Genomic DNA, 24,514 nt, shown 5'->3' with positions numbered 1-24,514 from the left:
TTTCGACCCGGTATGTTCTTGATCACCCAGAGCATCGGGTTTTGCCCGGAAAGGAAGGGGCAGCAGCGGCAGTCGGACCACTGATGACCTTGGAGCCAGCACCTTGACCGAGACCGCGCCGGTCGACGAGAGACCCCCGACCGCAGCCGACCACTCCTTCTTCGGACACCCCCGCGGCCTGCTCACCCTCTTCGGCCTGGAGATGTGGGAGCGGTTCTCGTTCCTCGGCATGCAGGCCATCCTGGTCCTGTACTTCGCGGACACGCTGGCCCACGGCGGCCTCGATATGGCCTCCAACACCGCCGCCTCCGTCACCGCCGCCTACGGCACCCTGGTCTATCTCGTCTCGGTCGCGGGCGGCTGGCTCGCCGACCGCGTCCTCGGCACCTACCGCGCCGTCCTGTGGGGCGGCGTCCTCATCGCCTGCGGGCACTATGCGATGGCCGTGCCCGCCGGCGCCATGACCTGGGTCGGCCTAGGGCTGATCATCGCCGGTACGGGCCTGCTCAAACCCAATGTCTCCACCATGGTCGGAAAGCTGTACGCGACCGACGACGAGCGGCGCGACGCCGGATTCGCGCTGTACTACATGGGCATCAACATCGGCGCGTTCCTCGGCCCGCTGATCACCGGCTGGCTCGGCCAGAAGATCGGCTGGCACTGGGGGTTCTCCGCCGCCGCGATCGGCATGACCTTCGGCATCGCCCAGTACGTGCTCGGCCGCCGCGGTCTGGCCGGCCGCAAGCACAGCGCCGAGTTCGCGCTGCCGCCCACCGCCATGCGCCGCGCCGGCCTGCTGACCGCCGGGGGCGCGGTCGTGCTCGCCGCCGTCGCGCTGGCGCTGCACGCCGCGGGCTGGCTGACCATGGGCCGCACCGTGGACGCCGTCACCGTCGTCTCCGTGATCGCGCCGGTCGTCTACTTCACCGTCATGTTCCGCAGCCCGCGGGTGACCGCGCCCGAACGCGGCAGGCTGCGCCCGTACATGGTGCTGTTCGCCGCGTCCGTGGTCTTCAACTTCATCCTCTTCCAGTCGTATTCGACGATGACGCTGCTGGCCGCGGACCACGCGCGGACCTCCGTCCTCGGCTTCGACTTCCCCTCCACCTGGTACAACTCCGTGCTCGGCGTGGTGGAGGTGCTGCTCGCCCCGTTCGTCGCGGCGCTCTGGGTCCGGATGGGCCGCCGCCAGCCGCACGCCTCCCACAAGATCGCCTACGGCGTGATCCTCGGCGGCCTGTCCTTCCTCGTCATGGTGCCCGCCACCACCGGCCGCGCGGGCGACTGGAAGATGGCCGCCTGGTGGCTGGTCGTCTCGTACGTGCTCCTCGGCCTCGGCGACATCCTGCTGGAGACCACCGGCATGTCCGCGACCACCAAGCTCGCCCCGGCCGCCTTCGCCAGCCAGACGATGGCCCTGTGGTTCCTCTCACTGGCCCTCGCCAACGGCATCCAGGCACAGACCGTGAAGCTCTTCGGCGAGATCTCCAACGCGCTGTACTTCGGCGCGAACGGGGCCGTCGCCGTCGTCGCGGGCATCGCGGTGATCGCCGTCGGCCCCTGGCTGCGCCGCACCATGCACCCCGTCCACTGAGGCTGTTGGGACCACGCCATGCAGAACACCCCGCACATCCGCACCGACTTCCCGCACCGCACGTTCCGCGAGGACGTCCGCATCCCCATGGCGGACGGCACCGAGCTGTACGCGCGGATCTGGCGCCCGTACGGCTCCGAGCCCGTACCCGCCCTCCTGGAATACCTGCCCTACCGGCTCGGCGACTGGACCGCGCCGCGCGACGAGCAGAGACACCCCTGGTACGCGGGGCACGGCTACGCGTCCGTACGGGTCGACGTGCGCGGCCACGGCAACTCGCAGGGCATGCCGGGCGACGAGTACGACGAGCGGGAGCTCGCCGACGGCGTCGCGGTGGTGGAGTGGCTCGCCGCCCAGCCCTGGTGCAGCGGGCGGGTCGGCATGTTCGGCATCTCCTGGGGCGGCTTCAACAGCCTCCAGATCGCCGCCCGCGCCCCCGAGGCGCTCAAGGCGATCATCACGGTCTGCTCGGCGGACGACCGCTACGACAACGACGTGCACTACATGGGCGGCTCCGTGCTCGCCGTCGACATGCACGCCTGGGCCGCCACCATGCTGGCCTTCGTCTCCCGGCCGCCGGACCCCGCCCATGTGGGGGACGCCTGGCGGCAGATGTGGCTGGACCGGCTGGAGACCGTCGACCCCTTCATCCACACCTGGCTGGCCCACCAGTCGCGGGACGACTACTGGCGGCACGGCAGCGTCAGCGAGGACTACACGGCGATCAACGCGGCCGTGCTCGCGGTCGGCGGCTGGCACGACCCGTACCGGGACACCGTGCTGCGCCTCGTCGAACACCTCTCGGGCGACGGCGGCGCGCCCGTACGCGGCCTGATCGGGCCCTGGTCGCACCAGTACCCGGACCGCGGCCTGCCGCCCGGCCCGGCCATCGGCTTCCTCCAGGAGACCCTGCGCTGGTGGGACCACTGGCTCAAGGACGCCGACACCGGCGTCATGGACGACCCGCTGCTACGGGCCTGGATCAGCGAATCCCACCCGCCCGCCACAGTCTACACCGAGCTGCCCGGCCGCTGGGTCGGCGAGGACGTCTGGCCCTCCCCAGCGATCCGCACGACCGCCTACGCACTCCCCGGCGACGCACCGGTCGAGGTCGCCTCCCCGCAGCACACGGGCGTGGACGCGGGCCGCTTCTTCCCGTTCGGCAACGACGCGGACCTCCCGCCCGACCAGCGCGAGGAGGACGGCCGCTCGGTCTCCTTCGACTCCGCCCCCCTCACCGACCGGACCGAGATCCTCGGCCGCCCCCGCGTCCGGCTCCGCCTCACCTCGCAGGCGCGGCGCGGCCAGGTCATCGCCCGCATCTGCGACGTGGCCCCGGACGGCTCCTCGACCTTGGTGACCCGAGGCGTCCTCAACCTGGCGTCGAGGCACGGCCGCGAGCGCGGCGTGGAATGGGAACCGGGCGCCACGGAGGACGTGGCCTTCGACCTGAACGGCATCGGCCACGCCTTCCCGCCCGGCCACCGCATCCGGCTCTCGCTCTCCTCGGCGTACTGGCCGTGGATCTGGCCGCAGCCGGACGGCACGGGCTGGACGGTGCACCCCGCCCACAGCGCCATGGACCTCCCGGTCAGGGACCCGTCGGGGGATGTGGCCAGGCCCCCGATCACCTTCGCGGAACCGGAACAGTCGGAACCGCTGGGCGTCGAATACCCGGAGGCGGAGTCCCCCCGCCCGGAACGCCGGGTCATCCGCGACGTGGCCACCGCCGACTGGACCCTGGAGGTCGACCCCCGCTACGGCGGCACGCGCGTCTACCCCGACGGCCTCCAGTTCACCGAGGACGCCCTGGAGACCTACCGCATCCGCACCTACGACCCCCTCAGCGCGCAGACCCGCTCCGACTGGCACATCCGCCTGCACCGCCCGGACATCGGCTGGGACGTGAAGGTGGACACGGAATCGGAGATCACGGCGGACGAGGCCGACTTCGTCACGTACAACAAGGTGACGTGCCGGGAGGGCGAGGCCATCGTCTTCGAACGCGAATGGCGAAACCGCCTGCCGCGCACGGCGGGCTGAGGTCCTCAGACGGGCCAGGCAGCGTCACGGGCCCCGTCCAGCCAGGCAGCGGTCGGCCCCTCCGAGCGGACGGCGATCCCGAACCGCTCGGGGCCGGGCCGCCCGTGCCGGTCCCACCAGCGGAAGGCGCCCTCCACCTCGTCCCAGAGCCGCCGGGGCCCGGCCTGATACACCTTGGCGCGCTCGGACCCGTCCCGGAAAACCACCACAGCCCAGGACCGGTCCGTCAGCCCGTAGAACCAGACGGCGCGCCGGCCGTCGCGCTCACGGTCGGCGTTATGGGCGACGTGCCGCACCCGCAGCCCGATGGCGAACCCGGCGCTCCGGAAGGCCGCTTCCGGCACGTCGGTGAACGAGATCTCCGCGGCGTCCATGGCCTCAGGCCCCGGCACGTACGAGTCGTGCCGGGGCCATACGAACCGCTGCGACCGCATCCGCATGAACGCCACGGGACGCGTGAAAGACCCGGAGGCACTCCGCCCGTCACTGCCGACGACAAGCCGGGCGATGGCCTCGTCCACGCCGTAGTAGGTCCCCCAGGGCAGCAGGACGACCCCGCCGGGGCGGGTCTGCTCCAGCCACGCACCAGGGATCCGGCGCACCCCACAGGTGACGATGACCCGATCGAACGGGGCCCGCTCCGGAGACCCCAGGGCCCCGTCCCCGTGCACCACCTCCACGGGCAGCCCGAACCGCTCCAGGCCGGCCCGCCCCCGCGCGGCCACCGCCCCGTCGACTTCCACCGTGACGACGTTCGCGGCCCCGAGCCGATACGCCAGCAGCGCGGCGTTCCACCCCGTCCCCGTACCGATCTCCAACACGCGCTGCCCCGGCCGCACATCGAGATCCCCGAGCATCGAGAACACCAGACTCGGCATGGATGACGACGAACTGAACGAGGCTCCCGGCTCGGTCCCCTCGTGCGCCCCGTCATCCCACTGCGTGACGATGGGATCGTCCGACGCCGCCCACCGCTCCCAGCCAGCCGGGTCCAGCTCCCTGTCGACCGCGACACTCCGCCTGGTGCCCATGTCATGCGGCCACATCACCTCGGGCAGAAAGGCCGCCCGAGGCACAGCCTCGTAAGCCGAAACCCAATCGGGATACAGTGCCCCGGAATCCACAATTACCCCCTCGACGAGACCAGGGCTCCATCGTGGCCTCAGCCGCCCTCCGGGCGAATATCATTACTACGACGCAACCCGAACGAGCGACTCACGCCGCTACCGCGAGCAGGACGGGGCCGTCGGCCCTGAGCGGCATTCACGCGGGCGGCGTCACAGTTGGGTGCCTCCGCCGTCCACCGTGAGTTCGGCGCCGGTGGTGAACGTCGCGTCGAAGGCGAGGAAAGCGGCGGCGCGTGCGACTTCCTCCGGGATTCCTACGCGTCGCATGGGAATCAGGGCGGCGAATTCCTCTCGCATCGCGTCCACCACCTCGGCGGGCAGGGACTTGTACAGAATTCCCGTGTCGATCGGCCCCGGGCTCACCGCGTTGACCCGTACGCCGCGCGGTTGCAGCTCGCGGGCCCAGCTGCGGGCCATCGAGCGGAGGGCCGCCTTGCTCGCCGAGTAGACGCTGTGGTCCGGCAGGCCCAGTTCGTTCGCGACGGAGGTGGTCAGCACCACGCCGCTGCCCTCGGCGAGCAGCGGGAGCAACCGCTGCAACGTGAAGTAGGGGCCCTTGGTGTTGGCGGTGAAGACGGTGTCGTACATGTCCTCGGTCACCGCGTCGAACGGCGCCTGGCTGCTCATGCCGGAATTCAGGAATACCGCATCCAGCCGGCCGAACGCCTCCTCGATTTTCCCGGCCAGGGCGTCCTGGTCGGCCTTTGATGTGGCGTCACTGCGGACCGCGATCAGGCCCTCATCCCTCGCCTTTTCCAGCGCGGCTTCCTTGCGCCCCGTGATCATTACCTGAGCGCCCTCGGCCGCCAGCAGGCGTGCGATCGACAGACCTATTCCCTCGCTGCCGCCGGTGACAAGAGCGCGCTTTCCTTCGTACTTTCCCATGCCTCGATGAAATACCGGACCCACGAACGGCGTCCAAGACCTGAATGGCAACCCGTCATGCGCGCACCGCATGGAGGTAGGCTCGCAGCGTGCGCGTTCCCGGCTCGGACCTCGATCTTCGGCTCGTCGGCTACTTCACGGCGGTCGCGGAGCACGCCAACTTCGGCCGGGCCGCCGCGGTGCTGCACGTCGCGCAGCCGTCCCTGAGCCGCCGGATCCAGCGTCTTGAGGAGCACTTGGGCGTGCGCCTCTTCGACCGCACGCCGCAGGGCAGCCGGCTCACGGAAGCCGGGCGCGCCTTTCAGCCGCAGGCCCAGGCGCTGCTCCAGGCCGCGCACCGGGCCGAGCTCACCGCCCGCGACGCCGGCGCCCCGCGCGAGTTCACCATCGGGTACGTCGAGGACCTGGTCATCACGCACGCCGTGCGCCGGCTGCGGCAGCAGCACCCCGCGGCCCGCATCCGCACGCGTTACCTGGAGTGGAACGACGCCCGCGCCCTCACCGACCGCCGCGTGGACGCCCTGGTCGCCCGCGCCCCGCTGCCCTTCCCCACCGACCGCCTGCGCCTCGCCGAGCTGTGGTCCGAGCCGCGGGTCCTCGTCGTCCCCGCGGACCACCGCCTGGCGGGCCGGGAGTCGGTGACCGTCGACGACCTCGGCGAAGAGGTCTTCCCGCAGTGCCCGAACGCCGTCCCGCAGTGGAGCGACTTCGCCCGCCTGGAGCCCCGGCCGGACGGGGCCCCGGCGCGCAGCGCTCCGATCGACTACGAGGCGTTCGAGGACAAACTCGACCTGGCCGCCGAGGGGCGGATGGTGCTGATTCTGGCCGCCGGCGACCGGCGGCCCCAACTGCGCCCCGGCCTGACCACCGTGCCCATCGAGGGCATCGACCCGGTCCGCGTCGTCCTGGCGACCCGCACGGCCGACACCAATCCCCTGATCGAGGACTTCCTGAACGCCTGGCCGTCCGGCGAGGACGCTTTCCGCAGTCGCTGAACGGCCCGCCCCTACCGGCCCCCCGGCCCCGCCACCGCCCGAGCCACCCTCGGCGACGCGTACTCCGTCCCGCATACGAACCGCATCACCGGGCCGAAGCTCGCCGCCGCCGGGAGGCCCGTGAAGTGCAGGCCGGGGATGGACGAGCCGTAGCCCGCGTCCAGGCGGGGGCCGCCCGCGCCCACTGCCAGGTGGGCGCGGAGGCCGTGGCCGAGGAAGCCCATGGCGGCCAGGTCGACGCGGTAGCCGGTGGCGGCCATGACGTGGTCGGCGGTCAGTTCGGAGGTGAGGCCGCCGGCGCCCGTCAGGGTCAGTACCGGGCGGCCGTCCGCGACCCGTGCCCGTACGATCCGCTTGCCCTCGGTGACCTGGACCCGGCCGATGAAGCGGTCTCGCAGCCACCATGCGCCGAGCGGCCCGAGCACCCGCTTGACCAGGAACTTCCGGGTCGGCGGCGGGAGGTGGCGGAAGCCCTCGGCGTAGTACGTGAGGGCGTACAGCGACCAGGCGCGGCCGAACGGCGTGTCCGGGCGCAGCGGCGGCTGGCCGTCCGGGGCGGTGCCGAACCGCACCGCGCCCCGGCCGCGCGCGACCACCCGGACCGAGGCGGCCCCGGCGTCGGCGAGCAGGACGGCGCTCTCCAGCGCCGACTGGCCGGCCCCGACCACGACGACATCGGCGCCGGCGAAGCGCGACAGGTCGCGGTGTTGCGAGCTGTGCGACAGCAGGCCGCTCGCGGAGGGTCCGTCGGGAGCGACGGGGGCCAGTTCGGGCGGGAGGTGGGCGAGTCCGGACAGTCCGGTGGCGACGACCACGGCGCGCGCCGTGAACTGCTCGCCGGAGTCGAGCTTCAGCTCGAAGCCGGAACCGTCGGGACGGCCCTTCCCCCGCCGGTCTACGGAGACCACCCGCACCTGTTCCAGCTCCGGCACCAGCCGTTTCCGGAACCACTCCCCGTACCGGGCGAAGGTCTCGACGGGGATGATGTCCCAGTCCGACTCGTACCGCCGTTCCCCTTCCTCCTGGCAGTAGTCGAGCAGCGTGTGGCCGGGCTGCGGCGCGTGGATGCTGGAGGCGGACGGCGTCGATTTGAGCAGCATCCCGGCGGGCATGTGCTCGCGCCAGCTCACCATCGGCGCGCCGAACACGCGGGTGGGCACCCCGCGCGCCCGCAGGTGGGCGGCGGTCGAGAGACCGTACGGACCGGCCCCGATGACTGCTACCGGATGTGTCACGAGTCCCCTCCCCAGGGCATTACTTGGCGATGGCGCGGCGGCGCGAACGACGTGAGCGCCACAGTTGGAGCAGGTGCCGAGCGCCCGGCCGGACGAACCGGACGAGCATCGTGAAGAACGGCTTCAGGTCGTCGCGGGCGATCCACGCCAGCTCCGTGGAGCTGGCGCGCGCGGGCGCGTGCGGCGTGGTGTAGCCGCTGCGGCGGTACGCGGCGTACGCGGGCAGGTCGATGTTCTCGACGATGAAGCGGCGCCCCGCGAGCTGCTCGCCCTCGGGGACCTTGCGGCCGGTGAGGTCGAGGTGCTGGGCCCGTACGACGTCGACGCCCCATTCGTTCTCGAAGAGCCGGAACTGGGCGCCCATGCGGGGGTTGAAGTCCAGCAGTTTGTACAGGCCGTCGCGCCGGTCGTACCGCCAGTCGAGGTCGACGATCCCGGAGAAGCCGATGCGCTTGATGAACTGCGCCGACATCTCGGCCAGTTCGGGGTTGTCGACGACGTACGCGTTGGCCGTCATCCCGGCGTGCGGCGGCCAGGAGCGGACCTTGACGCCCGTGAACATCGACAGCGCCGAGTTCTCCGCGTCGAAGTAGGCGTGGACGATCCAGTCCTCGGCCTCCTCGCGCGGCAGATACTCCTGGATGATCACGCCGGGCCGCGGGCCCCATTCCCGCGCCAGTTCCAGCAGTTCGCGGGGGCCGGAGATGCGCGTCGTACCGTGCACGACAGGCTTGCGGCGCCGCTCGAACGCCTCGCGGTTCTTGGCGACCACGGGGAAGCGCGCGGCGGCCGCGTACCGCGCGATGTCCTCGTACGAGTCGGGGAACGCGGCGGCCGGAGAGGGCACTCCGTGCTCCACGCAGAGCTGGTGCAGACCCTGCTTGCTGGCGAGGCGGCGGGGTAACTCCGGCTCCACGCGCGGGAAGAGGAAGCGGGCGCGGAGCGCGTCCGCCTGCTCGGCGATCAGCACCGCCGCCTCCTCGTCGGTGGGGATCAGCAGCGTCGGCCGGCCGATCCGGCGGCCGATCCCCAGCAGCCCCTCGACCAGCCGCTCGGGGCGCTCGGTGCCGGTCGTCGGCCAGACGAAGCCGCGGTGCAGATAGCGGGAGACGGCGGCGGGGGTCCAGCGGTCCTCGGTGACGGCGAACATGGGGACGCCGAGGCGGCCGAGGCTGCGGATCGCCCCCACTCCGCCGTGGTGCAGCGGGTAGTCGCCGAACTTCACGATCAGCGCGGGAACGGACCGGTCCGCCGCTATGGGCGTGCCTCTGCTCGCCACCAGCTCCCCCTCGGTCATCGCAGCGCAGCGGCCCCCCCACTGTGCGTGACCCGACTTGGAACGCTACTTCGGAATCATCCGCTCCAGCAAGGCGTTTCGGGACATTGCGAGCGCTTTAAGGATCGCGGCGGGGAGCGTCGCGGCAGCGTCTCGGGCGCATCGCGAGGGCCATGGCAGGGAGCGTCGCGGCGTTGGCTCCGGGATCACCGGGAGGATCATCTCGGGGATCGTCTCGGGGGCCGCCGCGAAGATCGGCCGGGTCGCCGCGGGGAACCGGCCGGAACGTCCTCCACCGGGGCGGCTGCGACCGGTTGCCCAGCGGGCGACAGGCCGTAATCTGGTCCGAGCCAATCGGCGACGAGGAAGGCGAGGCAGCACCCCATGCCCCAGCAAGACCCCTTCGGTCCGCACACCCTCCCGTACGGCGTGTTCACCACCGCCGACGCCCCCGAGCAGCGGCGGATCGGCGTCCGTTACGGCGAGCGCGTACTGGACGCCGGCGCGATCGCCACCGTCCGCGGTTCCGCCCACGCCGAGCTGCTGGTCGCTCCCGACCTGGGCCCGCTGCTGGCCGCGGGGCGCTCCGCCTGGCAGGCGGTACGGGCCGAGGTGCGCGACTGGATCAGCGAGGAATCGTTCCTCCTTCCGCTGGCCGACGTCACCCTCCACCTCCCCTTCGAGGTGGCCGACTACGTCGACTTCTACGCGAGCGAACACCACGCGACCAACGTCGGCCGGATCTTCCGCCCGGACGGCGACGCGCTCACCCCGAACTGGAAGCACCTCCCCATCGGCTACCACGGCCGCGCGGGCACCGTCGTCGTCACCGGCACCGAGGTCGTACGCCCCAGCGGCCAGCGCAAGGCGCCCGCCGACGACGCCCCGACCTTCGGGCCCTCCCGCCGCCTGGACATCGAGGCCGAGGTCGGCTTCGTCGTCGGAACCCCCTCGTCCGTCCCCGTGCCGCTGGACGGCTTCCGCGACCACGTCTTCGGCGTCTGCCTCGTCAACGACTGGTCCGCGCGCGACCTCCAGGCCTGGGAGTACGTGCCGCTCGGCCCGTTCCTCGGCAAGTCCTTCGCGACCTCCGTCTCCGCCTGGATCACCCCGCTCGACGCCTTCGACGACGCGCGTACGCCCCCGCCGGAGCGCACCTACCCGCTTCTCCCCTACCTCGATGACTCGGCCGCCGAGCCCGGCGGGCTCGACATCCGCATCGACGTCGCCCTCAACGGCGAGCCGCTCACCGCCCCGCCCTTCTCCTCCATGTACTGGACGGCCGCGCAGCAGCTCGCCCACATGACGGTCAACGGCGCGACCCTGCGCACCGGCGACCTCTACGCCTCCGGCACGGTCAGCGGCCCCGAGGAGCACCAGCTCGGCTGCCTCCTCGAACTCACCAAGGGGAAGGGGCCGTTCCTCCAGGACGGCGACGAGGTCACCATCAGCGCCTGGGCCCCGGGCCCGGACGGCGCCCGCATCGGACTCGGCGAGGTCACCGGCCGGATCGCCCCCGCAGCCCCGGCAGTCCCGGCAGCCCCGGCAGCGGACACCGCCACGGACGCCGGCGCGCCATGACGTTCGCCCCGCCCGACCTCACGCTCCCCGAAGAGCTGCTGCTCCTCGCCCACCACCCCACCGCGGGGCGGCGGCTGTGCCGGTCGCGGTTCCTCCAGTACGGCGTGGCCGGCGCCGTACTCGCGGAACTCCAGCTCTCCGGGCACATCGTGGAGCAGGGCGGCCGCATCACGGTGGTCAAGCCGCTGCCGCCCGCGGACCCGCTGCTGGCCGCCGCGATGGCCACCCTGCCCGCGCCGGGCAAGGCCCGCGGCGACCGGGGGCCCCGCCCCCGCGGCTGGGTGCGGCGCTCGGGGCGGCACCTCCAGGGGCCGTGGCTGGCTCGGCTGGTGGAACGCGGCGCGCTGCGGCCGGAGAACCGCCGCTTCCTCGGCGTGATCCGCTACCGCCTCCACCCCGCGGGCAGCGTCGACTGGACCACCCCGGCCCGGCAGCGCTTCGAGGCGGCGATGCACGCCGGCTTCCCGGGCCCGCGCGACCGCGCCCTGGGCTCGCTGGCCACCGCTACGGGCCTGACGAGCCATCTCGTACCGGGCTTCGCCGCCCGCCACCTGCGGCGCTCCGCGCGCCGCCTGGTACGCGAGGAGTGGCCGGCCCTGGCCGTGCACCGCAACGTGCAGCGGGACAAGTCGGCGGAGTCCAGCGGCTGACCTCCCTGGGCACGAGGCCCGTACGCGAACCGCCGCCCGTCCCCTCCTGATCTCAAGGATCTCCAAGGGGGCGGGCGGCGGCCGTCTTCCAAAAGAGCGCTACCTGATGAACGTCCCCGCCTGTCCCGCCAGGTCCAGGAAGTACTGCGGCGCGACGCCCAGCCCGATGGTGACGACGACCCCGACCGCGATGGCCGTCGAGGTCAGGGCGCTCGGCACCGCCACCGTGGGCCCCTCGGGTGTCGGCTCGCTGAAGAACATCAGCACGATCACCCTGATGTAGAAGAACGCCGCGATCGCCGAGGACAGCACGCCGACGACGACCAGCGCGCCCGCGCCGCCCTCCGCCGCCGCCTTGAAGACCGCGAACTTCCCCGCGAACCCGCTGGTCAGCGGGATGCCCGCGAACGCCAGCAGGAAGACCGCGAAGACCGCCGCGACCAGCGGCGAACGCCGCCCCAGCCCGGCCCACTTGGCCAGCGCCGTCGCCTCGCCGCCCGCGTCCCGCACCAGGGTGACGACCGCGAAGGCCCCGAGCGTCACGAAGGAGTACGCGGCCAGGTAGAAGAGGACGGAGGAGACGCCGTCCGGGGTGACCGCGATGACGCCCGCGAGGATGAACCCCGCGTGCGCGATGGAGGAGTAGGCCAGCAGCCGCTTCACATCGGTCTGGGTGACCGCGACGATGGCGCCGATCAGCATCGTGACGATCGCGACGCCCCACATCACCGGCCGCCAGTCCCAGCGCAGCCCCGGCAGCACCACGTACAGCAGCCGCAGCAGCGCGCCGAAGCCCGCGACCTTGGTGGCCGCCGCCATGAACCCGGTGACCGGCGTCGGCGCGCCCTGGTACACGTCCGGGGTCCACATGTGGAACGGCACCGCGCCCACCTTGAACAGCAGCCCCACCAGCACCATCGCACCGCCGATCAGCAGCAGCGCGTCATTGCCCATCGTCCCGGCGAGCGCCGGGTCCACCGTCTTGACCGTACCGTCGACGACGTCGGCGATGCCGGAGTACGTGACCGTGCCCGCGTACCCGTACAGCAGCGCCACCCCGAAGAGCAGGAACGCCGACGAGAACGCCCCCAGCAGGAAGTACTTGACCGCCGACTCCTGCGAGAGCAGCCGCTGGCGCCGGGCCAGCGCGCACAGCACGTACAGCGGGAGGGAGAAGACCTCCAGCGCGATGAAGAGCGTCAGCAGATCGTTGGCGGCGGGGAAGACGAGCATGCCCGCCACCGCGAAGAGCACGATCGGGAAGACCTCGGTGGTGGTGAACCCGGCCTTCACGGCCGCCTGTTCGGACTCGCTGCCCGGTACGGACGCGGCCTGCGCGGCGAAGGAGTCCACCCGGTTTCCGTGCGCCGCCGGGTCGAGCCGCCGCTCCGCGAAGGTGAAGACGGCGACCAGCGAGACCAGCAGGATCGTGCCCTGGAGGAAGAGCGCGGGGCCGTCGACGGCGATGGCGCCCATCGCCGCGATATGCGCCTTGTCGGTGCCGTACCCCCCGGCGGCGAGGCCGATGACGGCGGCGAAGGCGGCCGCCAGCCCGATGACCGTGAGCATGAGCTGGGCGTAGTAGCGGCCGCGGCGCGGCAGGAACGCCTCGACCAGCACGCCCAGCACCGCCGCGCCGAGCACGATCAGCGTCGGCGACAGCTGGCCGTACTCGATATGGGGCGCGGGAATCTTGTCCTCCGCACCGGCCGCCATTGTCCACAGGCTGTGGACAGTTGCCACGTCAGTCACTTCGCGGCCTCCGCCTCTTCATGGGACGCGTCCTTCTCGGTCGCGGCCCGGACCGGCACATCGGGCTTGGGATCGGTCTTGTCCACCTGGCTCATCGTGTGCTTCACCGCCGGGTTCACGATCTCGGTGAGCGGCTTCGGGTAGACCCCGAGGAAGACCAGCAGCGCGATCAGCGGCGCGATGACGACCAGTTCACGGACCTTGAGGTCCGGCATGGACCGCACCTCGGCCTTCACCGGCCCCGTCATCGTGCGCTGGTAGAGCACCAGGACGTACAGCGCGGCGAGCACGATGCCCACCGTCGCGATGATCCCGAGCACCGGATACCGGCTGAACGTGCCGACCAGGACCAGGAATTCGCTGACGAACGGCGCCAGCCCCGGCAGCGACAGCGTGGCGAGCCCGCCGATCAGGAAGGTCCCGGCGAGCACCGGGGCGACCTTCTGCACCCCGCCGTAGTCGGCGATGAGCCGCGACCCGCGCCGCGAGATCAGGAACCCGGCCACCAGCATCAGCGCCGCCGTGGAGATGCCGTGGTTGACCATGTAGAGCGTCGCGCCGCTCTGGCCCTGGGTCGTCATCGCGAAGATGCCCAGGACGATGAAGCCGAAGTGCGAGATCGAGGCGTACGCGACCAGCCGCTTGATGTCCCGCTGGCCGACCGCGAGCAGCGCCCCGTACAGAATGCTGATCACCGCCAGCACCATGATCACCGGGGTCGCCCACTTCGACGCCTCCGGGAAGAGCTGGATACAGAAGCGGAGCATCGCGAAGGTGCCGACCTTGTCGACGACCGCGGTGATCAGCACGGCGACGGGCGCGGTGGACTCGCCCATCGCGTTCGGCAGCCAGGTGTGCAGCGGCCAGAGCGGAGCCTTGACCGCGAAGGCGAAGAAGAACCCCAAGAACAGCAGGCGTTCCGTGCTCGTCGCCATGTCCAGCTTGCCGGCCGCCCGGGCCTGGATGATCTCCTGGAGAGAGAACGTGCCGTCTCCCAGCTGGTGCGCGGTGACCACGTACAGCCCGATCACGGCGGCCAGCATGATCAGCCCGCCGGCCAGGTTGTAGAGGAGGAACTTCACCGCCGCGTACGAGCGCTGTGCGGCCGTCCGCTCCTCCCCGTGCTCCCCGGCCCGGTCGCCGAAGCCGCCGATGAGGAAGTACATCGGGATCAGCATGGCTTCGAAGAAGATGTAGAACAGGAAGACGTCGGTGGCCTCGAAGGAGATCACCACCATCGCCTCGACCATCAGGATCAGCGCGAAGAACCCCTGGGTCGGCCGCCAGCGGCGGTTGGGCCGCTCCTCCTCCAGGGGGTCGGCGTCATGCCACCCGGCCAGGATCACGAAGGGGATCAGCAGGGCGGTCAGCGCGATGAGCACCACCGCGATGCCGTCCACGCCGAGTTCGTACCGGACCCCGAAGTCCTTGATCCAGGCGTGCGACTCGGTGAGCTGGAACGGGCCCGACGCCCCGGGGTCGAAGCGCACCAGCTGGACGGCGGCGAGCGCCAGTGTCACGAGCGAGAAGAGCAGGGCGAGCCACTTGGCGACCGTGCGCCTGGCGGCCGGGACCGCGGCGGTCGCCACCGCGCCGAGCGCGGGCACCGCGGCCGTGACTGTCAGCAGAGGAAATGACATCGATCAGACCGCCCTCATCAGCAGGGTCGCGGCGATGAGGACCGCCGCGCCGCCGAACATCGAGACCGCGTACGAGCGGGCGTAGCCGTTCTGGAGCCTGCGCAGCCGCCCGGACAGCCCGCCGACCGAGGCCGCCGTGCCGTTCACCGCCCCGTCGACCACGGTGTGATCGACGTAGACGAGGCTGCGCGTCAGGTGTTCGCCGCCCCGGACCAGCACGACGTGGTTGAAGTCGTCCTGGAGCAGGTCGCGCCGGGCCGCCCGGGTCAGCAGCGAGCCGCGCGGCGCGACGGCGGGCACGGGCCGGCGCCCGTACTGCGACCAGGCGAGCGCGACGCCGACGACGAGCACGACCATCGTGGAGATCGTGACGGTCAGGGCGCTGACGGGCGAGTGCCCCTCGGCGTGCCCGGTGACCGGCTCCAGCCACTTCAGGAAGGTGCTGTTGACGCTGAACAGCCCGCCCGCGAAGACCGAGCCGAAGGCGAGGATCACCATGGGGATGGTCATGGACTTGGGCGACTCGTGCGGGTGCGGTTCGTTGCCGTCCGCGTCGGGGACCCAGCGCTTCTCGCCGAAGAACGTCATCAGCATCACACGCGTCATGTAGTACGCGGTGATGGCCGCGCCCAGCAGCGTCGCGCCGCCCAGGATCCACCCCTCGGTCCCGCCCTGGGCGAACGCCGCCTCGATGATCTTGTCCTTGGAGAAGAAGCCGGACAGCCCGGGGAAGCCGATGATCGCCAGATAGCCGAGCCCGAAGGTGACGAAGGTGACCGGCATGTACTTCCGCAGGCCGCCGTACTTCCTCATGTCCACCTCGTCGTTCATGCCGTGCATGACCGAACCGGCCCCGAGGAAGAGCCCGGCCTTGAAGAAGCCGTGCGTCACCAGGTGCATGATCGCGAAGACATAGCCGATCGGGCCGAGCCCGGCGGCCAGGATCATGTAGCCGATCTGCGACATCGTCGACCCGGCCAGGGCCTTCTTGATGTCGTCCTTGGCGCAACCGACGATGGCGCCGAAGAGCAGCGTCACCGCGCCGACCGTCACCACGGCCGTCTGCGCGTCGGGGGCCGCGTTGAAGATCGCGCCGGACCGGGTGATCAGATACACGCCGGCCGTCACCATCGTCGCCGCGTGGATCAGGGCCGAGACCGGGGTCGGGCCCTCCATCGCGTCGCCGAGCCAGCTCTGCAGCGGCACCTGCGCGGACTTGCCGCACGCGGCGAGCAGCAGCATCAGCCCGATCGCCGTCATCTTGCCCTGGCTCGCGTCCCCGGCCGTGGCGAGCACCGGCCCGAACGCGAACGTGCCGAACGTCGTGAACATCAGCATGATCGCGATCGACAGCCCCATGTCGCCGACGCGGTTGACGATGAACGCCTTCTTCGCGGCCGTGGCAGCGCTGGGCTTGTGCTGCCAGAACCCGATCAGGAGGTACGAGGCGAGGCCCACGCCCTCCCAGCCCACGTACAGCAGCAGGTAGTTGTCGGCGATCACCAGCAGCACCATCGCCGCCAGGAACAGGTTCAGATATCCGAAGAAGCGCCGCCGCCGCTCGTCGTGCTCCATATAGCCGACCGAGTAGAGGTGGATCAGCGTGCCGACGCCCGTGATCAGCAGCACGAAGGTCATGGACAGCTGGTCGAGCTGGAAGGCCACGTCGGCGCGGAAGCCGCCGACCGGCACCCAGCTGAACAGGTGCGCGTGCAGAGCGCGGTGCTCCCCGCTCCTGCCGAGCATGTCGGCGAAGAGCACCGCGCCGATGACGAAGGACGCCGCGGCCAGGAGCGTGCCGAGCCAGTGCCCGACGCGGTCCAGCCGCTTGCCGCCGCACAGCAGCACGGCGGCGCCCAGCAGCGGGGCCGCGACGAGCAATCCGATGAGGTTCTCCACGTCAGCGTCCCCTTACAGCTTCAGCAGGCTGGCGTCGTCGACCGAGGCCGAGTGGCGGGAGCGGAAGATCGTCACGATGATGGCGAGGCCCACCACGACCTCGGCGGCGGCCACCACCATCGTGAAGAAGGCGATGATCTGGCCGTCCAGGTTGCCGTGCAGCCGGGAGAAGGCGACGAACGCGAGGTTGCAGGCGTTCAGCATCAGCTCGACGCACATGAAGACGACGATCGCGTTCCGCCGGATGAGCACGCCGGCGGCGCCGATGGTGAACAACAGGGCGGCCAGATAGAGGTAGTTGACGGGGTTCATTTCTTGGCCTCCTCCTCGGTGCGCTCCAGCCAGTCCTGCGAGCGCTGCTCCAGCGCCTTCAGCTCGCCGAGGGCTTCGCCCGAGACGTCCCGGATCTGGCCGCGGGCCCGCAGCGTCGGGTTGACCGTCAGCTCGGACGGTGTGCCGTCGGGCAGCAGCCCCGGGATGTCGACCGCGTTGTGCCGGGCGTAGACGCCGGGGGCGGGCAGCGGCGGGAGCTGCTTGCCGCCGCGCACCCGGGCCTCGGCCAGCTCGCGCTGGGTGGCCGCCCGCTCGGTGCGCTCGCGGTGCGTGAGCACCATCGCGCCGACCGCGGCGGTGATCAGCAGCGCGCCGGTGATCTCGAAGGCGAACACGTACTTGGTGAAGATGAGCGCCGCCAGCCCCTGCACGTTGCCGCCGGAGTTGGCCTTGCCGAGCCCGTTGAAGTGCTTCAGGGAGGCGTTGCCGATGCCCGCGACGAGCAGGATGCCGAAGCCGAGGCCGCAGGCCGCGGCGAGCCAGCGCTGGCCCTTGATCGTCTCCTTGAGGGAGTCGGCCGCGGTGACGCCGACCAGCATGACGACGAAGAGGAAGAGCATCATGATCGCGCCGGTATAGACGACGACCTGGACGATGCCGAGGAAGTACGCGCCGTTGGCGAGGTAGAAGACCGCCAGGATGATCATCGTGCCCGCCAGGCACAGCGCGCTGTGGACGGCCCTGCGCATCAGGATCGTGCCCAGCGCGCCGAGCACGGCGACCGTGCCGAGCACCCAGAACTGGACCGCCTCGCCCGTGGAGGTCGCGGACGCGGCGGCGGCGAGCTGGCTCATGTCCGCACCCCCTCGTCGGCCGCCGCCTGCCCGGTGCCCTCCGGCGCCGGCGACTCGCCCTTGGAGAGCGCGACTTGGCGCACCGTGCCGGGCGCGGCCTCCGTCACCAGGCCCCGGTAGTAGTCCTGCTCGTCCGTGCCCGGGAAGATCGAGTGCGGCGAGTCGACCATGCCCTCCTCCAGGCCCGCGAGCAGCTCCTCCTTGGTGTAGATGAGGGAGGCGCGGCTGGTGTTGGCCAGCTCGTACTCGTTGGTCATGGTCAGCGCCCGGGTCGGGCACGCCTCGACGCACAGCCCGCACAGGATGCAGCGCAGGTAGTTGATCTGGTAGACGCGGCCGTACCGCTCGCCCGGGGAGTACCGCTCCTCCTCGGTGTTCTCCGCGCCCTCCACGTAGATGGCGTCCGCCGGGCAGGCCCACGCGCACAGCTCGCAGCCGATGCACTTCTCCAGCCCGTCCGGGTGCCGGTTGAGCTGGTGACGGCCGTGGAAGCGGGGGGCCGTGGGTTTCTTCTGCTCGGGGTACTGCTCGGTCAGCCGCTTCTTGAACATGGCCTTGAAGGTCACGCCGAAGCCGGCCACCGGGTTCTGGAACTCAGACACCACCAGCCTCCTTTCCGTCACTGTCAGTATCGACCGCACCACTGACAATCAGCTCGCGCTCGCGGCGCGGCCGTCGCCGTGGCACGGGCGGCAGGCTCTGTCCGGGCAGCGGCGGCACGGGGAAACCGCCCGCCATCGGGTCGAAGGCCGGCTCGCTCGCCTCGTCCTTCGCACCGCGCCGGTCCCGGAAGATGTCGACGACGAACGACAGCAGCAGGATCACCAGGACCGCGCCGCCGACGTAGAGCACGATGTCCTGGAAGCCGTAGTTCTCGTTCCGCAGCGCCCGTACGGTCGCGACCAGCATCAGCCAGACCATCGAGACCGGGATGAGGACCTTCCAGCCCAGCTTCATGAACTGGTCGTAGCGCAGCCGCGGCAGCGTGCCGCGCAGCCAGATGAAGAAGAACAGCAGCAGCTGGAGTTTGATGACGAACCAGAGCATCGGCCACCAGCCGTGGTTCGCGCCCTCCCAGAACGCCGAGACCGGGTACGGGGCCCGCCAGCCGCCCAGGAAGAGGGTGACCGCGACCGCCGAGACCGTGACCATGTTGACGTACTCGGCCAGCATGAACATCGCGAACTTGATGGAGGAGTACTCGGTGTTGAAGCCGCCGACCAGGTCGCCCTCGGACTCCGGGAGGTCGAACGGCGCCCGGTTGGTCTCGCCGACCATCGCCACGATGTAGATGAGGAAGGAGACCGGCAGCAGCAGCGCGAACCACCGGTCGTGCTGCGACTCGACGATCGAGGAGGTCGACATCGACCCCGAGTAGAGGAAGACGGCGGCGAAGGAGACGCCCATCGCGATCTCGTACGAGATCATCTGCGCGCACGAGCGCAACCCGCCGAGCAGCGGGTACGTCGACCCCGACGACCAGCCGGCCAGCACGATGCCGTAGATGCCGACGGAGGCGGTGGCGAGGATGTAGAGGACGCCGATCGGCAGGTCGGTGAGTTGCATCGTGGTGCGCTGGCCGAAGATCGAGACCTCGTTGCCGGACGGGCCGAACGGGATCACCGCGATCGCCATGAAGGCCGGCACGGCCGCGACGATCGGCGCGAGGATGTACACCACCTTGTCCGCGCGCTTGACGACCACGTCCTCCTTCAGCATCAGCTTGATGCCGTCGGCGAGCGACTGGAGCATTCCCCAGGGGCCGTGCCGGTTGGGGCCGATGCGCAGCTGCATCCACGCGACGACCTTGCGCTCCCAGACGATGGAGAAGAGCACGGTGAGCATCACGAAGGCGAAGCAGAAGACCGCCTTGACGACGACCAGCCACCACGTGTCGCGGCCGAACACGGAGAGGTTCTCCGCGGCGAGCGATCCGGCGAGGTAGTTCATGCCGTCACCTCCGCTTCAGGGGCGACCGGCGCGGGCGCGCCGACCTTCACCAACTGGCCGGGCACCGCGCCCAGATCGGCGTGCACGCCGCCGCCGACCGAGTTCAGCGGCAGCCATACGACCCGGTCCGGCATGTCCGTGACGCGCAGCGGCAGCCGCACCGTCCCGGCCGGTCCGGACACCGCCAGCTCCGCGCCGTCCGCGACCCCCGCCTCCGCGGCGGTGGCCGCCGACAGCAGCGCCACGGCCGCGTGCCGGGTGCCGGCCAGCGCCTCGTCGCCGTCCTGGAGCCGCCCCTGGTCGAGCAGCAGCCGGTGGCCGGCGAGCACCGCCTCCCCCGGCTCCGGCCGGGGCAGCGGCCGCGCCGCCTCCTGCGGCTCCGCCGCGTGCGGCCCCTCCCACGGCCCGAGCCGGTCCAGTTCGGCCCGTACCGCCCGTACGTCCGGCAGCGCGAAGTGCACGTCCATGGCGTCGGCCAGCATGTGCAGGACCCGCGCGTCCGGCAGCAGGTGACGGCGCGTCATCTGGTCCGGCTTGAGCGCGGCCTCGAAGGGGCGGGCCCGGCCCTCCCAGTCGAGGAAGGTCCCGGACTTCTCGGGCGCCGCCGCGACGGGCAGCACCACGTCCGCCCGCTCGGTCACCGCCGAGGGCCGCTGCTCCAGGCTCACCAGGAACCCGATCTCCTCCAGCGCCCGCTCGGCCCGCGCCGGGTCGGGCAGGTCGCGCACCTCGACCCCGGCGACGAGCAGCGCGCCCAGTTCGCCGGTGGCCGCGGCTGCGGCTTCAATGATTTGCCCCGTATCGCGCCCCGGGCCGCGCGGCAGTTGCGCCACGCCCCACACGGCGGCGGTCTCCTCGCGGGCCCGCGGGTCGGTGGCCGGCCGCCCGCCGGGCAGCAGCCCCGGCAGCGCCCCGGCCTCGACGGCGCCGCGCTCCCCGGCCCGGCGCGGAATCCACACCAGGTGCGCGCCGGTCGCGGCGGCGGTCCGTACGGCCGCGGTGAGCGCGCCCGGCACCGCGGCCAGCCGCTCGCCGACGATGATCACCGCGTCGTCGGCGCGCAGCGCGTCGTACGCCTCCCGGCCGCCGCCGCTCACCTCCGTGCCGGACGTCAGCGCGTTCAGCCACTCCGTCTCGGTGCCGGGGGCCGCGGGCAGCAGCGTGCCGCCCGCCTTCACCAGCCCCCGGCTCGCGTGCGTGGCCAGCGCGAACGTCCGCTGGCCGTGCTTGCGGTGCGCCTTGCGCAGCCGCAGGAAGACGCCGGGCGCCTCCTCCTCGGCCTCGAACCCGGCGAGCAGCACCGCGGGCGCCTTCTCCAGCGCCGCGTAGCTGATGCCGCCGCCGTCCAGGTCGCGGCCGCGCCCGGCGACGCGCGCCGCGAGGAAGTCGGCCTCCTCGGCGCTGTGCACGCGGGCCCGGAAGTCGATGTCGTTGGTGTCCAGGGCGACGCGCGCGAACTTGGCGTAGGCGTACGCGTCCTCGACGGTGAGCCGGCCGCCGGTCAGCACGCCCGTAAGGCCGCGGGCCGCCGCCAGTCCGCGGGCCGCGGCCTCCAGCGCCTCGGGCCAGCTCGCCGCCTTCAGCTCACCGGTCTCGGCGTCCCGTACGAGCGGGGTGGTGAGCCGGTCCGGCCGCTGCGCGTAGCGGAAGCCGAACCGCCCCTTGTCGCAGATCCACTCCTCGTTGACCTCGGGGTCGTCCGCCGCCAGCCGCCGCATGACCTTGCCGCGCCGGTGGTCGGTGCGGGTCGCGCAGCCGCCCGCGCAGTGCTCGCACACGGTCGGCGAGGAGACCAGGTCGAAGGGGCGGGAGCGGAATCGGTACGCCGCCGAGGTCAGCGCGCCCACCGGGCAGATCTGGATGGTGTTGCCGGAGAAGTACGACTCGAAGGGGTCGCCCTCGCCCGTGCCGACCTGCTGGAGCGCGCCGCGCTCGATCAGCTCGATCATCGGGTCGCCCGCGATCTGGTTCGAGAAGCGGGTGCAGCGCGCGCACAGCACGCACCGCTCGCGGTCCAGCAGCACCTGCGCGGAGATCGGCACGGGCTTCGCGTACGTCCGCTTCTGCCCCTCGAACCGCGAGTCGGGGTCGCCGACCTGCATGGCCTGGTTCTGCAACGGGCACTCCCCGCCCTTGTCGCAGACCGGGCAGTCCAGCGGGTGGTTGATGAGCAGCAGCTCCATCACGCCGCGCTGGGCCTTCTCGGCGACGGGCGAGGTGAGCTGGGACTTGACCACCATGCCGTCGGTGCAGGTGATGGTGCAGGACGCCATCGGCTTGCGCTGGCCCTCGACCTCGACGATGCACTGCCGGCAGGCGCCGGCCGGGTCGAGGAGCGGGTGGTCGCAGAACCGCGGGATCTCGATGCCGAGCAGTTCGGCGGCCCGGATGACCAGCGTGCCCTTGGGCACGGAGATCTCGACGCCGTCGATGGTCAGCGAGACGAGATCTGCGGGCGGCACCGCCGCCGCTCCACCGCCGCCGGGGCCGGTCGTTGTGACGGTCACGCGTTCACCCCCAGGTGAGCGGTCTTCGGGCCGTCGGCCCATACGGTCGACTTGGCCGGGTCGAAGGGGCAGCCCCGACCGGTGATGTGCTGCTCGTACTCCGCGCGGAAGTACTTGAGGGAGGAGAAGATCGGGGCCGCCGCGCCGTCCCCGAGCGCGCAGAACGACTTGCCGTTGATGTTGTCGGCGATGTCGTTCAGCTTCTCCAGGTCGGTCATCCGGCCCTTGCCCGCCTCGATGTCGCGGAGCAACTGGACGAGCCAGTACGTGCCTTCGCGGCAGGGGGTGCACTTGCCGCAGGACTCGTGGGCGTAGAACTCGGTCCAGCGGGTGACGGCCCGCACCACGCAGGTCGTCTCGTCGAAGCACTGGAGCGCCTTGGTGCCGAGCATCGAGCCGGCCGCGCCCACGCCCTCGTAGTCGAGGGGCACGTCGAGGTGCTCGTCGGTGAACATCGGCGTCGAAGAGCCGCCGGGCGTCCAGAACTTGAGCCGGTGGCCGGGGCGCATGCCGCCGCTCATGTCGAGGAGTTGGCGCAGTGTGATGCCGAGCGGGGCCTCGTACTGGCCGGGGCCCGCGACATGGCCGCTCAGCGAGTACAGCGTGAAGCCCGGGGACTTCTCGCTGCCCATCGAGCGGAACCAGTCCTTGCCCTTGTTCAGGATCGCGGGAACCGAGGCGATGGACTCGACGTTGTTCACCACAGTGGGGCAGGCGTACAGGCCCGCGACGGCGGGGAAGGGGGGCCGCAGCCGGGGCTGGCCGCGGCGCCCTTCGAGCGAGTCGAGCAGCGCGGTCTCCTCGCCGCAGATGTACGCGCCGGCCCCCGCGTGCACGGTGATGTCAAGGTCCAGGCCGCTGCCCAGGATGTCCTTGCCGAGGTAGCCCGCCGCGTACGCCTCGCGCACGGCCTCGTGCAGCCGGCGCAGCACGGGAACGGCCTCGCCGCGCAGATAGATGAACGCGTGGCTGGAGCGGATCGCGTGGCAGGCGATCAGCATGCCCTCGATGAGCACGTGCGGATTGGCGAAGAGGAGGGGGATGTCCTTGCAGGTGCCGGGCTCGGACTCGTCGGCGTTGACGACGAGGTAGTGCGGCTTTCCGTCGCCCTGCGGGATGAACTGCCATTTCATGCCGGTGGGGAAGCCCGCCCCGCCGCGGCCGCGCAGCCCGGAGTCCTTGACGTACGCGATGACGTCGTCCGGGGCCATCGCGAGGGCCTTGCGCGCGCCCTCGTACCCCTCGTGCCGGTGGTAGGTCTCCAGCGTCCAGGAACCGGGCTGGTCCCAGAAGGCGGACAGCACCGGCGCGAGAACCTTCTCGGGGCTCGTCTCGTCGACTTCTGCTGCCAAGGTCATCACTCCCCCTCCTCGGCGACCGGTCCGGCCGGATTGCTGGGGTCGGAGGCCGAGGTCTGCTGCGATGTCTGCTGTGTCCCGGAGGGACCCGATGTGGGGCGGTGGTCGGGCGACGGGCGGGCGTGCGAACTCGGGTGGGTCGCGGGCGCCTCGTCGGTGGTGGGACGGCCGCCGGCCGCGGGCCGGGCGGCGGTGCGGGGGGCCACGACGCGGCCGGGCGCGCTCTCGCCCTTGGCCAGCCGCAGCCCGGCGAGCGAGGCCGGTCCGGCCCCGCCGGTGGCCTCGACGGCGCCGGGGCGCTCGTCGGGGAACCCGGCGAGGATGCGGGCCGTCTCCTTATATGTGCACAGGGGCGCGCCGCGCGTCGGCTGCACGGCGCGGCCGGCCCGCAGGTCGTCGACGAGCGCGGTGGCGCTCTCGACGGTCTGGTTGTCGAAGAACTCCCAGTTCACCATCAGTACGGGCGCGAAGTCGCAGGCCGCGTTGCACTCGATGTGTTCGAGGGTGACCTTCCCGTCGGGCGTGGTCTCGCTGTTGCCGACGCCCAGGTGCTCCTTGAGCGCGTCGAAGATCGCGTCGCCGCCCATCACCGCGCACAGGGTGTTGGTGCAGACCCCGACCTGGTAGTCGCCGGAGGGTTTGCGCCGGTACATCGTGTAGAAGGTGGCCACGGCGGTGACCTCGGCGGTGGTCAGGCCGAGCTGTTCGGCGCAGAACCGGACGCCGGTGCGGGTGACGTGCCCCTCCTCCGCCTGTACGAGGTGGAGCAGCGGCAGCAGCGCGGAGCGCGAGTCGGGGTAGCGGGAGATCACCTCCCGCGCGTCGGCGTCGAGCCGTTCCCGTACGTCGGCGGGGTAGTCGGGCGCGGGGAGCCGGGGCATCCCCAGCTGGACGT

19 protein-coding genes are annotated in these 24,514 nt (G+C 71.5%); 5 read left to right on the top strand and 14 right to left on the bottom strand.

What is annotated here, in order from left to right; translation table 11 throughout:
- Positions 1-103 precede the first annotated feature (103 nt).
- A complete protein-coding gene (locus AB0I22_RS24155; protein ID WP_363132956.1) occupies positions 104-1,594 on the top strand; it encodes a peptide MFS transporter in 1,491 nt (496 codons plus the stop codon).
- Between the two features lie 18 nt (positions 1,595-1,612).
- Positions 1,613-3,637: a CocE/NonD family hydrolase gene (locus AB0I22_RS24150; RefSeq protein ID WP_363132955.1), complete on the top strand. Its 2,025-nt coding sequence runs from the start codon at positions 1,613-1,615 to the stop codon at positions 3,635-3,637.
- Between the two features lie 5 nt (positions 3,638-3,642).
- Here the strand turns inward: AB0I22_RS24150 and AB0I22_RS24145 are convergent, their stop codons facing one another.
- Positions 3,643-4,668, bottom strand: coding sequence for a methyltransferase domain-containing protein (locus tag AB0I22_RS24145; RefSeq protein ID WP_363132954.1), 1,026 nt, complete (start codon positions 4,666-4,668; stop codon positions 3,643-3,645).
- Between the two features lie 246 nt (positions 4,669-4,914).
- Positions 4,915-5,649 carry an SDR family oxidoreductase gene (locus tag AB0I22_RS24140; protein WP_363132953.1) on the bottom strand — a complete coding sequence of 245 codons (735 nt, stop codon included), beginning with the start codon at positions 5,647-5,649 and terminating at the stop codon, positions 4,915-4,917.
- Positions 5,650-5,738: 89 nt separating this feature from the next.
- Between AB0I22_RS24140 and AB0I22_RS24135 the strand changes: the two genes are divergently transcribed.
- Entirely contained in the window at positions 5,739-6,644 is a 906-nt protein-coding gene (locus tag AB0I22_RS24135; protein ID WP_363132952.1) for a LysR family transcriptional regulator, read from the top strand.
- Between the two features lie 11 nt (positions 6,645-6,655).
- Here the strand turns inward: AB0I22_RS24135 and AB0I22_RS24130 are convergent, their stop codons facing one another.
- Both AB0I22_RS24130 and AB0I22_RS24125 read right to left on the bottom strand, forming a co-directional pair.
- Complete coding sequence (locus AB0I22_RS24130) at positions 6,656-7,879, bottom strand: FAD-dependent oxidoreductase (RefSeq protein WP_363132951.1); 1,224 nt, start codon at positions 7,877-7,879, stop codon at positions 6,656-6,658.
- A 19-nt stretch (positions 7,880-7,898) separates the two neighbouring features.
- The gene (locus AB0I22_RS24125) at positions 7,899-9,158 is read right to left on the bottom strand and encodes an ATP-grasp domain-containing protein (RefSeq protein WP_363132950.1); all 1,260 of its coding nucleotides are present in this window, start codon (positions 9,156-9,158) and stop codon (positions 7,899-7,901) included.
- A gap of 381 nt (positions 9,159-9,539) precedes the next feature.
- Here AB0I22_RS24125 and AB0I22_RS24120 point away from each other — a divergent pair, with 381 nt between their 5' ends.
- Positions 9,540-10,736 carry a fumarylacetoacetate hydrolase family protein gene (locus AB0I22_RS24120; RefSeq protein WP_363132949.1) on the top strand — a complete coding sequence of 399 codons (1,197 nt, stop codon included), beginning with the start codon at positions 9,540-9,542 and terminating at the stop codon, positions 10,734-10,736.
- Positions 10,733-11,386 carry a GPP34 family phosphoprotein gene (locus tag AB0I22_RS24115; protein WP_363132948.1) on the top strand — a complete coding sequence of 218 codons (654 nt, stop codon included), beginning with the start codon at positions 10,733-10,735 and terminating at the stop codon, positions 11,384-11,386. The genes AB0I22_RS24120 and AB0I22_RS24115 overlap by 4 nt, the downstream gene beginning before the upstream one ends.
- A 99-nt stretch (positions 11,387-11,485) precedes the next feature.
- Here the strand turns inward: AB0I22_RS24115 and nuoN are convergent, their stop codons facing one another.
- Genes nuoN through nuoE form a run of 10 tightly spaced genes read right to left on the bottom strand, consistent with a single transcriptional unit; the run spans position 11,486 to position 24,500 of the window.
- On the bottom strand, positions 11,486-13,102 hold the full coding sequence (gene nuoN, locus AB0I22_RS24110) for an NADH-quinone oxidoreductase subunit NuoN (protein ID WP_363133015.1): 1,617 nt from the start codon (positions 13,100-13,102) through the stop codon (positions 11,486-11,488).
- 32 nt (positions 13,103-13,134) lie between these two features.
- Positions 13,135-14,778 (bottom strand): NADH-quinone oxidoreductase subunit M, encoded by a 1,644-nt coding sequence (locus AB0I22_RS24105; protein WP_363132947.1) that lies wholly within the window; start codon positions 14,776-14,778, stop codon positions 13,135-13,137.
- Positions 14,779-14,781: 3 nt separating this feature from the next.
- Positions 14,782-16,677, bottom strand: coding sequence for an NADH-quinone oxidoreductase subunit L (gene nuoL / locus AB0I22_RS24100; protein WP_363132946.1), 1,896 nt, complete (start codon positions 16,675-16,677; stop codon positions 14,782-14,784).
- A gap of 12 nt (positions 16,678-16,689) precedes the next feature.
- Positions 16,690-16,989 carry an NADH-quinone oxidoreductase subunit NuoK gene (nuoK, locus tag AB0I22_RS24095; RefSeq protein ID WP_030883239.1) on the bottom strand — a complete coding sequence of 100 codons (300 nt, stop codon included), beginning with the start codon at positions 16,987-16,989 and terminating at the stop codon, positions 16,690-16,692.
- Positions 16,986-17,804 (bottom strand): NADH-quinone oxidoreductase subunit J, encoded by an 819-nt coding sequence (locus tag AB0I22_RS24090; protein WP_363132945.1) that lies wholly within the window; start codon positions 17,802-17,804, stop codon positions 16,986-16,988. The genes nuoK and AB0I22_RS24090 overlap by 4 nt, the downstream gene beginning before the upstream one ends.
- Positions 17,801-18,406: an NADH-quinone oxidoreductase subunit NuoI gene (gene nuoI, locus AB0I22_RS24085; RefSeq protein WP_363132944.1), complete on the bottom strand. Its 606-nt coding sequence runs from the start codon at positions 18,404-18,406 to the stop codon at positions 17,801-17,803. Before nuoI ends, AB0I22_RS24090 begins: the two co-directional genes overlap by 4 nt.
- On the bottom strand, positions 18,399-19,754 hold the full coding sequence (gene nuoH, locus AB0I22_RS24080) for an NADH-quinone oxidoreductase subunit NuoH (protein WP_363132943.1): 1,356 nt from the start codon (positions 19,752-19,754) through the stop codon (positions 18,399-18,401). The genes nuoI and nuoH overlap by 8 nt, the downstream gene beginning before the upstream one ends.
- Positions 19,751-22,261, bottom strand: coding sequence for an NADH-quinone oxidoreductase subunit G (locus AB0I22_RS24075; protein ID WP_363132942.1), 2,511 nt, complete (start codon positions 22,259-22,261; stop codon positions 19,751-19,753). Before AB0I22_RS24075 ends, nuoH begins: the two co-directional genes overlap by 4 nt.
- Positions 22,258-23,619 carry an NADH-quinone oxidoreductase subunit NuoF gene (gene nuoF / locus AB0I22_RS24070; protein ID WP_363132941.1) on the bottom strand — a complete coding sequence of 454 codons (1,362 nt, stop codon included), beginning with the start codon at positions 23,617-23,619 and terminating at the stop codon, positions 22,258-22,260. The genes AB0I22_RS24075 and nuoF overlap by 4 nt, the downstream gene beginning before the upstream one ends.
- A complete protein-coding gene (gene nuoE, locus AB0I22_RS24065) occupies positions 23,619-24,500 on the bottom strand; it encodes an NADH-quinone oxidoreductase subunit NuoE (protein ID WP_363133014.1) in 882 nt (293 codons plus the stop codon). Before nuoE ends, nuoF begins: the two co-directional genes overlap by 1 nt.
- Between the last annotated feature and the right edge of the window lie 14 nt (positions 24,501-24,514).

Origin of the sequence: Streptomyces sp. NPDC050610 (genome assembly GCF_040654875.1) — a bacterium.
Lineage (GTDB): Bacteria > Actinomycetota > Actinomycetes > Streptomycetales > Streptomycetaceae > Streptomyces.
This window is presented reverse-complemented; position numbering and strand designations above follow the sequence as displayed.

Excerpts from the sequence above, each read along its gene's own strand:
- AB0I22_RS24150 (WP_363132955.1), top strand. The coding sequence starts at position 1,613 with ATGCAGAACACCCCGCACATCCGCACCGACTTCCCGCACCGCACGTTC.
- AB0I22_RS24145 (WP_363132954.1), bottom strand. The coding sequence starts at position 4,668 with ATGGGCACCAGGCGGAGTGTCGCGGTCGACAGGGAGCTGGACCCGGCT.
- AB0I22_RS24140 (WP_363132953.1), bottom strand. The coding sequence starts at position 5,649 with ATGGGAAAGTACGAAGGAAAGCGCGCTCTTGTCACCGGCGGCAGCGAG.
- AB0I22_RS24120 (WP_363132949.1), top strand. The coding sequence starts at position 9,540 with ATGCCCCAGCAAGACCCCTTCGGTCCGCACACCCTCCCGTACGGCGTG.
- AB0I22_RS24115 (WP_363132948.1), top strand. The coding sequence starts at position 10,733 with ATGACGTTCGCCCCGCCCGACCTCACGCTCCCCGAAGAGCTGCTGCTC.
- nuoN (WP_363133015.1), bottom strand. The coding sequence starts at position 13,102 with ATGGCGGCCGGTGCGGAGGACAAGATTCCCGCGCCCCATATCGAGTAC.
- AB0I22_RS24105 (WP_363132947.1), bottom strand. The coding sequence starts at position 14,778 with ATGTCATTTCCTCTGCTGACAGTCACGGCCGCGGTGCCCGCGCTCGGC.
- nuoK (WP_030883239.1), bottom strand. The coding sequence starts at position 16,989 with ATGAACCCCGTCAACTACCTCTATCTGGCCGCCCTGTTGTTCACCATC.
- AB0I22_RS24090 (WP_363132945.1), bottom strand. The coding sequence starts at position 17,804 with ATGAGCCAGCTCGCCGCCGCCGCGTCCGCGACCTCCACGGGCGAGGCG.
- nuoH (WP_363132943.1), bottom strand. The coding sequence starts at position 19,754 with ATGAACTACCTCGCCGGATCGCTCGCCGCGGAGAACCTCTCCGTGTTC.
- nuoF (WP_363132941.1), bottom strand. The coding sequence starts at position 23,619 with ATGACCTTGGCAGCAGAAGTCGACGAGACGAGCCCCGAGAAGGTTCTC.
- nuoE (WP_363133014.1), bottom strand. The coding sequence starts at position 24,500 with ATGCCCCGGCTCCCCGCGCCCGACTACCCCGCCGACGTACGGGAACGG.